General features: G+C 39.2%; 9 protein-coding genes. 6 read left to right on the top strand and 3 right to left on the bottom strand.

The genetic code is table 11. The features are described 5' to 3' along the window. On the bottom strand, positions 1-1,213 hold a 1,213-nt coding region (locus E1140_RS05040), incomplete at its 3' end, for a TAXI family TRAP transporter solute-binding subunit (RefSeq protein WP_155179741.1). A gap of 391 nt (positions 1,214-1,604) precedes the next feature. Between E1140_RS05040 and E1140_RS05030 the strand changes: the two genes are divergently transcribed. The 3 genes from E1140_RS05030 (at position 1,605) to E1140_RS05020 (ending at position 4,711) form a co-directional block, all read left to right on the top strand. Continuing rightward, the gene (locus tag E1140_RS05030; RefSeq protein ID WP_155179735.1) at positions 1,605-2,939 is read left to right on the top strand and encodes a YfcC family protein; all 1,335 of its coding nucleotides are present in this window, start codon (positions 1,605-1,607) and stop codon (positions 2,937-2,939) included. 138 nt (positions 2,940-3,077) lie between these two features. After that, positions 3,078-3,440: a VOC family protein gene (locus E1140_RS05025; protein ID WP_155179732.1), complete on the top strand. Its 363-nt coding sequence runs from the start codon at positions 3,078-3,080 to the stop codon at positions 3,438-3,440. Between the two features lie 80 nt (positions 3,441-3,520). Continuing rightward, the gene (locus E1140_RS05020; protein ID WP_155179729.1) at positions 3,521-4,711 is read left to right on the top strand and encodes a glycosyltransferase family 39 protein; all 1,191 of its coding nucleotides are present in this window, start codon (positions 3,521-3,523) and stop codon (positions 4,709-4,711) included. Positions 4,712-4,779: 68 nt separating this feature from the next. Here the strand turns inward: E1140_RS05020 and E1140_RS05015 are convergent, their stop codons facing one another. Beyond that, entirely contained in the window at positions 4,780-5,736 is a 957-nt protein-coding gene (locus E1140_RS05015; RefSeq protein WP_155179726.1) for a tetratricopeptide repeat protein, read from the bottom strand. Further along, the gene (locus tag E1140_RS05010; RefSeq protein ID WP_155179723.1) at positions 5,733-7,313 is read right to left on the bottom strand and encodes an amidohydrolase family protein; all 1,581 of its coding nucleotides are present in this window, start codon (positions 7,311-7,313) and stop codon (positions 5,733-5,735) included. The genes E1140_RS05015 and E1140_RS05010 overlap by 4 nt, the downstream gene beginning before the upstream one ends. Positions 7,314-7,514: 201 nt before the next feature. On the opposite strand from E1140_RS05010, the gene E1140_RS05005 reads away from it, so the two are divergent. From E1140_RS05005 to E1140_RS04995, 3 genes are all read left to right on the top strand, one after another. Then, complete coding sequence (locus tag E1140_RS05005) at positions 7,515-8,111, top strand: hypothetical protein (protein ID WP_155179720.1); 597 nt, start codon at positions 7,515-7,517, stop codon at positions 8,109-8,111. A gap of 121 nt (positions 8,112-8,232) precedes the next feature. Beyond that, positions 8,233-8,709 carry a (2Fe-2S)-binding protein gene (locus E1140_RS05000; RefSeq protein ID WP_155179717.1) on the top strand — a complete coding sequence of 159 codons (477 nt, stop codon included), beginning with the start codon at positions 8,233-8,235 and terminating at the stop codon, positions 8,707-8,709. Positions 8,710-8,712: 3 nt separating this feature from the next. After that, a complete protein-coding gene (locus E1140_RS04995) occupies positions 8,713-10,872 on the top strand; it encodes a xanthine dehydrogenase family protein molybdopterin-binding subunit (RefSeq protein ID WP_155179714.1) in 2,160 nt (719 codons plus the stop codon). The last annotated feature ends 157 nt before the right edge of the window (positions 10,873-11,029 follow it).

Here is an 11,029-nt window from a genome sequence, read left to right as displayed (position 1 = left end):
CAGAACTGATTTTGGAAGAAACGGCATCATCAACTACTCTACCTATAAAACCATCCAATTCTTCTTTAAACTGGGCTACCTGAAGCAAATCCTTAGCGTTTTCAATTCTTAATTTAAGTGTCAGAAGTCTTCGGTTATAATCATTTACCCTGTTTCTTTTTGCCTGATTTTTAATGTTGACAAACACTGAACTAGCTATTAAAATAAGTGTAACAATAAGTGCAATAAACTCTGCATTACGCTGCCAAAATGATGGCTGTTCTCTCAAGAAATAGGCCAAGGAGCCTTGATGAACAGGAATCAAAGAATTCGTAGTAGAAGGCGTCATGAAACCAAAAATTTTTGATTTTAAAAAAAGATATTCCTTTTTATCAAATAAGATTTCCGTTAAGTCGTGAACCAAATCTGTGCTTAAATTTGGAGATGCTGCCAAAAAGCGATCTATACCTATAGTTTCTGTATTATTTTCTGGAATGGGAGGATTGCCTTTATAAATACCACGAGGGATTTCCAGCTGTTCAAAGTATGGATTTTTAAACTGAAATGCTCTCGACTGATCTACGGCAAGTACTTTGGGATTTGTTTTAGAAATAAGCTCATTAAAACCCTTATTATTAAGATGTTTTACGCGAAGGATCACATCAATCAATCCATGTTCAAAGCCCCAATGTGCTCCTTCCATAGAAGTTTCAAACAAAACAATATCCTTACTAGAGATATTATAATGATTGATTATCATATCAAACATCTGAGGTTCTATTGACTTATTCGTCAACATGGCAATTTTCTTACCGATTAAGCCTCCTATTTCATTTGTGCTGACATCAGATTTTACAACCAATTGAACTGCATCTTTAAACATGATAGCAAGTGAATTAACTTTGCCCACAATAGATGGCGCATAATGGATATAAGCCAAATCAACTTGATTGGATAACAACAACTCAGCATTCTCATTACTCCCTTGCGTTTCTAAAACATGGATCTCAATATGGTCAGTATTGTTGTTGACATATTCGGCTAGAATTTGGGCGGTTTTATAACTTTCATCAGAATGATGACCGGCCGCGATACGTATAACACTTTTATCCAAATCTGCATGGTTATACAACTGGAATGACAATAACACTACCAAAAAGGCACAAACTCCAGTAAAGACCTGCCAATTCTGCAAAGCCCAGTCCTCAATTTCCTTAAATGATATTTTTTTCATGTAAAAAAGATGATTCAATAACAGAGGCTCTTACAAATTGTTTATTTTTTACAACAAAACACAATCGCATCAAAAAATACTTTGATCACAATTATTCGCAAAACGATTATAATAGCCCCGCTATGGAAGATTATTGATGGGCGAGGTGAAAGAAGGTGATCAAAAAAACTGGATATTGAACCTTGCAACTTCGGGTCTGATTAAGCCAACCTCATGTTTCAAGTCATTAGATAAGTATAGTGATATAGATGAGCACATAAAGAATAAGGCCAAAATCAGGCTGCTTTATATTGAAACTAAGAAATAATAAATAATACTCTATATTGCCATCTAAACGCAACTTTACCTTTTAAAATGCTATGGCCATGTTGTCTCTAAAGTTGGATGTTATATGAGTAAATTTCCCAATGCCTTCGTTGTCATCATTGCCGTTATTCTTCTAGCCTGGATTCTCACCTACTTAGTTCCACAAGGTGAATATCAAAGAATCACCAACCCTGAAACAGGGATTACTCAAGTGGTAAACAAATCTTACGCACAGATTGATGCCAAACATCTTTCCGCTTTTGACATGTTTCTGGCTATTCCCAGAGGTATCATAGGCAGAGCCGATGTTATAGTGTTGATCCTTTTGCTTGGTGGATGTTTTTACATTATTGAAAAAACCGGGGCCATGTCCCATGGGTTAAGTAAGCTGGTTGGGGTATTAAGGGGCAAGGAAGTACTAGCGCTGGTTATAGTATCTGCGATTTTCACCGCTGCAGGAGCCGCCATCGGACTTCAGGAAGAAGTTATCGCTATGATGCCTATGCTTCTCATTTTTGGTAAAAGCTTAGGTTATGATAGATATTCCACCATTTACATGAGCTATGGATCAACAGTAATAGGAAGTTCATTTAGCCCATCAAATCCATTTGCAGTAATAATTGCACAGAAAGAAGCAGGCTTACCTTTGCTTTCAGGAAGTGAGCTTAGGCTGATCTTCCTAATTATTGCCTTTATAGTTTGGCTTATTTACCTGATAAACTACAGTAATAAAAACAGGACAGAAAAAGTAGAAATGGCTTCTGCTAATGAGCCTCTTACCATAAGATCTAAAATTATTCTCCTTTTAATGTGTATTACGTTTGGCATCGTGATATATGGCTTATTACAGCTTGATTGGGGTTTTAATGAAATGTCCGCTTCGTTTTTTGTACTGGGCCTAGTATCTGGGCTAATTGGCAAGCTTGGGGTTAATGGCACTGGTGAAGCCTATATTTCAGGATTTAAAGAAATGATCTTTGCTGCAATGATTATTGGTTTTGCCAATAGCATCTCGCTGGTACTAAAGGATGGAATGATAATAGACTCAATCGTGCATGTTCTTTTTGGTCCTTTACAATATCTGCCTCCAGCTTTCTCTGCAGTTATTATGATGCTTTCTCATTCTGTCCTGCACTTTCCACTACCAAGTTATTCCGGACAGGCTATATTGACCATGCCTATATTAGTGCCTCTCTCAGATTTGATTGGGCTTACCCGCCAGACTTGTGTATTGGCCTATCAGTATGGAGCCGTAATGGGTGATATGTTTGTGCCAACTAATGGGGCCATGATGGCCGTACTTGCTATAAGTAACATTTCATATAATAAATGGTTGAAATTTATATTCAAACCAACACTATTGATAATGCTACTGGCTGCTGTTAGTATTATTATATCTGTTGTGATTGGGTATTCTTGATTTAAAACCTTATTACTTATTGGAAGTTCGAAGCTAATCCTTTAGCATGAGAGTCGGTTGCACCAGTGTCATTATTGAAAGCCGCTTTGAATTAATTATATTTTGTCTTTATTTCTATAATCATCTAAAATCATCAGTATGGATTATAAAATAGAAGGCATGACTATAGCCATTACTAATATGGAAGCTATGCTGAAATTCTACACCGCCCTCTTCAATATCAAATTTAAGGAGCTGGAAATGTTCAACACCAAATTGTATTCAGGCCAATGGGGTGAGTTAAAACTTCTCTTTTGTCCTGCCGATATCGCGAGAAACACTGCTACTCAAAATCGTCACCAATTTGATATAGTCGTTTCTGATATTAGCAAAACCATTGACGTTGCAATCAATAATGGTGGGGTGAAAATGGGTGAGGTAAACGAAGATGATCAAACACTAAGTGTGGGCATCTATGATCCTGATCAAAATTCAATCACATTCAAGCAGTTGAAGAATTAAAATATAATTACTTGTATAATACAGTTAAAGTAATATTTACATTAATTCTCTATACTTGCTTTGACCTTTAAATCAGCCAAGTGACTAATTTTAAACCCACCTTCAAGGAAGTGTCAGGTAAGTATGGCATTATTATTCTTTCTCTATTTTACCTACTAGCAAGTTGTTATTTGTTTAATAAATATGGGTTAAAGCTTGTTAACGATTCACCTAGGTATATAGCCTATGCTGAAAACTTACAGAATGGGTTTTATTTCGATCCTTTAAATTTTTGGTACCTGTCTTTTGCGATATTCGTAATGATAAATCAGGTCTTTTTTAACAGTTTATTAGCAATAATTATAAGTCAATATGTGATTGGATATCTCGCTGTAATTGCCCTCTATCATGCTGTTAAAATTGCAACGTACAATCCTGTTACTGCATTTTTGGCCAGTGCTTTATTCATATTGTTTCCTGACAACCTGTTCTGGCATTCTTATATTTTAACTGAATCATTATACATATCATTCCTATGTTTCTCATTTTTTGCTTTGGTAAAATATTACAGCAAAAAAACACTAAAGAATCTGGCTTTTGCTATTATTATTCTAACCATATGTTTTTTCTGTAGACCTACATCTCCAGCACTTTTCCTTGCCATATTGACTCCTGCATTCATTAGATTTTTGAAGAATCCTGCACACAGATTGCTGAAAATAAGCGGCTGTGTGATTTTTGGTATCGCCTTGCTAGTCTTAGCAAATCAGATAATCACAATGCATAGTGTGATGCTCATTTATACTAAGGGTGATATCATTTTTGCAATGCACGAAACGGCCGAAAGTTTATATAAGGATTTGATGATGATTGATGCTCCAGAGGATCTTTTTGTTCCTGATGAAGAAGGTGCGTTGATATATGAAATGGCTTCATTTGTTTTAAATAACCCACTCTATTGGTTCAAACTTTTCACTAGCAAATTAATCACCTTCATATCACATATTCGCCCTTATTGGTCATGGATGCATAATATATATGCTTTGCTAATCATTTGGCCTTGTTACTTTTTAAGCGTTACTGCATTTAGAAAAAAGCTTATCCCAGGTTTATACAAAACTGTAATATTATCATACTGCATCATTCATACCCTAATTGTTTGTAATACCTGGGTCGATTGGGATGCCAGGTTTTTTGTATCCATTTATCCAGTAATGGCCTACGTCAGTGGCTTGGCTTTAGAGAACATAATCAACAGTAAAAACAGCAAGGATCACTTGGTTGAGACCTAATACAAAAGGTGATAGAAATTTCAATTACCTAGGTGAAAATAATGTCAATCTAAGTTAGGTTTAAATAGCTATTTCATTTTCATCATATCAGCCTCTGCAGCTATGTATCCAAATGCCGACCAGTGCTTTCCAGCCAATACATCAGAAAAAATTTCTTTAGCTTTAACTGTATCTCCCTTAGCTAAGTAATAATTACCAACCCCATAGCCCTGTGTAGCAATGGCCAAATCATAATCGGTACTGCCTTCAACATCCAAAACATCATCCGGTGTTAATTCTCCTTTGTACATCAAGAGTCTTTTAAGATAGCTGTCATTTTCAATGATTTTCAGCTCTTCAGTAATATTAGTTAACAGGGCAGCAGCCTCCTTTTCCTTACCCATTCTAATAAGTGTCATATACAACCAATCAGAGGTAGCTACAAGCAGATCATCATTTACAGATGTTTCCATGCATTTTTGATAAGCTTCAACAGCAGATCCATAGTCTCCTTTGAGATAGTATGCCAGTGCCAGATGATACCACACATTAAACTGAGTAGACGATAAAGGTTGATTTAGTTTGTTAGGAATTCCATCAGGTTCTATTTCAAATGTATCCTTCGGCATAAGTTCAGCAGCCTTTACAAAATCGGCAATAGCCTCATCAAATTTTCGGGTTGAGATGTATCGGTGGCCACGGTGTCTGTAAAGTTTGTAGCTATTAGGATATTCATTTATTCCCTCTGAAAATATGGCTATAGCCTCATTGTATCTTGACATATATGCTGTTCTGCGTCCCAGCCATATGTAGTTCATTTCAGTTTGCTCTTTCTCAAAATCATCTTTAGCTGCGGCCAAATTGCTATCCAGCCTTGCATGCTGCTTTTCAGAATAAACAGTTTTAGGCAGCTCAGTACCATCTAATGAAAAAACTACATTAGATATGCTTTCTGTATCTGCTACATTATCATCAGCGATTTCCTTTTTCGGGTTAGTGCAAGACAAGAGCACAGCACTGATTAGAACTCCTAAAAGATATCTCATTCTATTCCCGGTTGTTTGATTTCAAATCCTGTTTTGGCTTTTTCCTCATCTACCATTTTCTTAACATCAGCCAATAGCGCTTTCGCGTCATATACAATACCGTCTTTAACCGTGTATTTCACACCTCCAACTCTTACCACTTCATTATCTTCGGTCAATTTGATAGCACCAGTACCGTACAACACCTTAAAGTTGGCCAATGGATTCTCCTCGACAATCACAAAATCAGCTAACTTGCCCACTTCTACGGTTCCTATCTTATCATCCATTCCTAAAAGCTCAGCTCCATTTAATGTAGCTGATCTGATTACCTCCAAAGGATGGAATCCAGCTTCTCTCAATAGCTCCAGTTCACGGATATAAGCAAATCCATAGAGTTGGAAAATAAAGCCTGAATCGGAACCTGCCGTTACTCTACCTCCTCTATTCTTGTATTCATTAATAAAGGTCATCCAAAGTCGGTAATTATTTTTCCAATCCACCTCCTCTTCTGTTCCCCAGTAATGCCAGTAAGAACCATGCGAAATCTTACTTGGTTGGTAAAATTTCCATAACGAAGGCATTGTATAGGTCTCATGCCATTCAGCCCTTCTCGCTCGCATCAAATCACGACTTGCTTCATAGATATTAAATGTAGGATCAAGCGTAAAGTCAAGCTCCAACAACTCATTCATCACCTCATTCCATTTGTCTGAATATGGTGGAGCTGCCTGTCTCCATAAGCGTCCGGCCTCACCAAACCTGTGCTGCTCGTTATTGTAATTATAATCTAAAGGATAATCCTGAACAGTGCGGTCAGTGAATAATGCTTCAGGTAAACCATACCAATGCTCCATAGAAGAAAGGCCCGCTCTGGCAGAATTCATAACATTCCACCTGGCTACATCCATCTGCGCATGGTGACAAGCAGAACCAAGGCCTAGTTTTTTATTCTCATCTAATGCGGCAGCCATAATATCAGGACTGGCTCCAAAGAATTTGATTCCATCTGCTCCCTTCTTAGCATTGCTTTGCACCCATGCCCTGGCCATTTCTGGTGAGCTGATAGGTTTATCGCTACCCATGCCAAAAGCGGTGTAGGCCTTTATCCGCGGTGCGGTGATTTCATTTTTCGCACTTTTATTCTTTTGATCAAGCACCCAATCCAAGCCATTACCAGCTGATGGATCTCTTACTGTAGTTACACCATGAGCCATCCATAATTTAAAAACATATTCGGCATTAGCTCCCTGAGCGCGACCACCAATATGAGCATGTGAATCAACAAAACCAGGCATCAAATACATCCCCGTAGCATCCAACTCCTTACCCCCTGCCTTTAACTGTGGTCTCCTGGTCGGATCAATTTCAACTCCCGGGTAGCCCACCGTTTTTATATCTACAATGGTATTTTTCTCAACAACAATATCTACCGGGCCTGTAGGTGGCGCTCCGTTACCATTAATGAGTGTAACACCACGAATGATCAGCTGTGACCATGGGCCGTCACCCTCAGCTCGTGCCGGTGCCTTTTCTACCTGTGCATAGAGGTTAATTGATACTAAAAATGCTAGAATGATTGATATCTTGAATTTCATGTTTAGGAAGTTTAATCACATTCAAGATAAGGAAGAAGATTTAAAATACTGTGCATTTATTTCATGAACGGTGAAATAGTGTGAACTGCAGACTTAACAATAAATTATTTACAAGGAGCATTTGCTGTAAGAATTAATAATTGTTAACTTATCAATTAATAAACATTATAAGTGAGTACTCACTTTATTAATTTCAACCGTATGAAATCACTTTATTCATGGCAAAGCATTACTTTATTAATATTCATAGTTGTACTGGTATCCTTTAAAACAATTAGTTCAAGCAACAACGTAGATGCTCCTAATATCAGTCCAGAATCAGAAACCGCTTTTCATACCATGATGGATGTTCTGACTCATAAAAGGTGTGTCAACTGTCATCCGAATGATAACATCCCCAAGCAGGGTGAGGATAGTCACGCCCACAGGTTTGGAATAACCAGGTCAAATGGGGTGAGTGCTACTAACTGTAACACCTGTCATCAGTCATCCAATAATAATTACTCTGGTGTGCCTGGTGCTCCGGAATGGGCGCTGGCGCCACAGAGCATGGCATGGGAAGGGCTTAACAGGTATGAGATAGCGAGGGTAATGATGGACAAATCGAAAAATGGAAATAGAACAACAGAAGATTTAATGCACCACCTTACAGAACATGAACTTGTTCTTTGGGCGTGGGATCCCGGTATCGATGCTGAAGGTAATGCCAGAGAGCTGCCGCCAGTATCTAAAGAAGATTATATAAAAGCGGTTAAAAAATGGATTGATGCCGGAGCAATTATCCCAGAGGAAAAATGACAATGCGTTTTATTTCTGTCATTGCGGACTTGATCCGCAATCTTTAGACATGAATCTGACTGCATAAAAATATTTTAAAATGATAAATACGACATACAAGTAATCCTCAATTAAAATTATCATGAAAATCTCATTTAATATAAACGGTAACACCCAGACAGTAGACACTGATGGTGACACACCCCTACTTTGGGTCATCAGAGATGTACTTGATTTGAAGGGGACTAAATTTGGTTGTGGTAAGGCCGCCTGCGGTGCCTGCACTATACATATTGATGGTGAGGCCATTAGATCCTGTTCTTATGCGGTAAAATATGCTGAAGGTAAAAACATTACTACCATCGAGGGATTAGGAAACAAAGAAAACCCTCACCCTATTCAGCAGGCCTGGATAGAAGAAATTGTTCCACAGTGCGGTTATTGCCAGCCTGGTTTTATGATGGCCTCGGCAGCATTGATAGAAAAAAATCCTAATCCTTCAGATCAGGATATTGATGAGAATATATTAAACATCTGCAGATGTGGCACCTACTACCGGATGCGCAAAGCCATTAAAAAGGCTGCCGAAATCAAATCTAACTCCATTATAAATTCTTAAACCATGGCAGCAAAGAATAAAATATCAAGGAGGAAGTTTATTGTCAGGTCATTACTTGGGGGAACAGGAATACTTGTGGGTGCAGCCTACCTTGGCCGATACAGCCTGAGAAGATCTCTGTATCAGGAATTAAACTCCGGAGAGTCACCCTACCTGGGCAGTACCGGTGACCCTATGATTTGGTTTGAAATTTCTACTGATAACATCATAACGCTTTACAGCCCAAAAGTTGAAATGGGCCAGGGCACCTTTACCAGTTTGGCACAAATAACTGCAGATGAATTAGATGTAAATATCGAACAGATTCGCGTTCAGCATGCCGCATCAATCTCAGGCAACTTAGATGAATTCTCTACAGGTGGCAGCACATCGGTTAATAGCCTTTGGCAACCTCTAAGGGAGCTTTCGGCCACCATGCGAGAGATGATCAAAAATGAAGCAGCCAAAAAGATGGGGCTAAGCGTTGATCAACTTACTACTAAAAATGCCACTGTTACCGGTGGCGGAAAGTCTATGACCTATGGTGAAGTAGTAACAGGTGTTGATACCTGGGAGATACCAGACACACCGCCATTGCGCAATATCAAGGATTATAAATATGTAGGTAAGCACATCCCGCGGGTCGACCTGCAGGATAAAGTTTATGGAGAACCTATTTTTGGTATGGATGCCAAAATGCCTGATATGCTTTATGGGTCTGTAGTGCGGTCTTCTTTAATAGGAGCCAAATTTAAAGGGGCAGATATTTCTAAAGCTGAAGGCATGCCGGGGGTAGTCAAAGTTGTTCTCGAAGATGACTTTGTAGGCGTTGTGGCTAACACTTATATGGAAGCCGAAAATGCTAAGTTGGCCATAAAGGCAAATTGGGAAACCGAAAAGAACTGGCAAACCAAGGATATTGAAGATATGATTAAGGTGGGCAAAGGCGAGCCTGTTACAATACAAACCGAAGGAGATGCGGAAAAATATTTATCAGACGAGTCTACCATAACTGCCGAGTATTTTAGTCCACTAGGCGCTCATGCCCAGATGGAGCCCAACGGTGCTGTTGCCTATGTTGAAAAAGATAAAGCAACCATCATTATGTCTACTCAGGTGGTGAAAATAACCCGTGGTGAGGTGGCTGCAAGACTAGGCCTCGATGATGACCAGGTAAATATTATCCCCACATTTTTAGGCGGTGGTTTTGGCAGGCGACTGCACACACCAAATGCCGTACAGGCAGCAGTGCTTTCAAAAGCTGTTGGCAAACCAGTGAAATGCTATTTTAACAGGAAGGAAGAATTTCAAAATGATACTTTCAGACCTCCTACACATCATATCATGAAAGGCCGGCTCAGTGATGACGGGATGATCACGGCCATTGAACACAATGTTTCAAGCGGAGATGTTATGTATGGCTCTGCCTTACTTCCTAATTTAATACAGAATGTTATTGGCTCTGACCTGGGCGCATGGCGCGGTGGCATGATTCAGTATGGTGCTATACCTAATTACAGGGCTATCAGCTGGAGGGTTAAGCTACCTTTCGCCACAAGCTGGTGGCGTAGCCTTGGCTTATTGGCCAATACCTTTGCCATCGAAAGCTTTATGGACCAATTGGCGCTGAAAGCAGGTAAAAATCCTATTGATTTCCGTTTGGCACATATTCAGGATGACGAGGCCGGCAAAAGACTTAAAAAAGTAATTGAAGCTGCCGCTGAGAATGGAAACTATAATGAACAGGTAAAAGATGGAATTGCCAAAGGCTTTGCGTGTTCTACAGATGCCAGCACGCCTGCCGCACATGTGGTAGAAGTGTCCATTGAAGACAATGAAATCAAAGTCCATAAAGTAACTTGCGTTATTGACCCGGGATTTGCCGTAAATCCTGATCAGGTGAAAGCACAGTGCGAAGGCTCCATAATTATGGGGATGAGCGCGGCCATGTTTGAGCGCATGTATGTAGAAGATGGAGCGTTAAGGCCAACCATTTATGGACCCTATAAAATGGCCATGATGAAACATGCTCCTAAAGAAATTGATGTGATTATTCTGGAAAGTGGTGATAAACCGGGGCCTGTGGGTGAGCCACCACTAGGGCCAATTGGTGCTGCCATTGCCAATGCCGTGTTTAGACTAACTGGTAAAAGACTTAATGCTATGCCGTTGGAGTTGGCTTAATAAAGTAAACAAACGCGCCTTACAGGGGCGTTGTGCGTAATAGCCAAATCAAAATTGCACTAGTGATAATGAAACTACAAGTCCTTACAGCAAGCCAAAAATTGAGGAATAAAATTCAGAATATATGCATTCATTTTTTGGTGATTTTCACCCTTAT

Source organism: Fulvivirga lutimaris, assembly GCF_009711525.1.
Classification (GTDB): domain Bacteria; phylum Bacteroidota; class Bacteroidia; order Cytophagales; family Cyclobacteriaceae; genus Fulvivirga; species Fulvivirga lutimaris.
This window is presented reverse-complemented; position numbering and strand designations above follow the sequence as displayed.